Here is a 375-nt window from a genome sequence, read left to right as displayed (position 1 = left end):
TATAAAGTTATGTTTTTCACATCAATTTCACAGATGATGACCGAGAGCGTAGATCTTACGCTCGTCATCCGCAAAGCGAACGGACAACTTACTGTATCAACACTGCCGAAGGCTAATGGGCTGAAAGATGAGGCTGCAAACCACATCATTCCGCTGACACTAACGGGCACTCCCGAAGAGATGGATGCAGAGTTCCTGCAACACATCATGCAGCCTATACGCAAAGCTACGGGGCTTATCTCCAATTTGATGGAGTTCGAGAAGCAGGCAGACAAGGCTGCTGCCAACAGCAAGGCGGCAAAGGATGCCAAGGCCAAGGAGACCAAGGAGGAGAAGGAGAAGCGTGAGAAGTACGAGAAGCATATGAAGAAGGCA

1 protein-coding gene is annotated in these 375 nt (G+C 49.3%); it reads left to right on the top strand.

Annotation, left to right across the window (positions count from 1 at the left end; genetic code table 11):
• Nucleotides 1-9 precede the first annotated feature (9 nt).
• On the top strand, nucleotides 10-375 hold a 366-nt coding region (locus tag NW211_RS14020), incomplete at its 3' end, for a PRTRC system protein E (RefSeq protein WP_258328293.1).

The sequence above is a fragment of the Barnesiella sp. ET7 genome (assembly GCF_024733785.1).
In the GTDB taxonomy this organism is placed as follows: Bacteria; Bacteroidota; Bacteroidia; order Bacteroidales; family Barnesiellaceae; genus Barnesiella; species Barnesiella merdigallinarum.
Note: the sequence above shows the minus strand (reverse complement) of the source record. Positions and strands in the feature narration are given on the sequence as shown.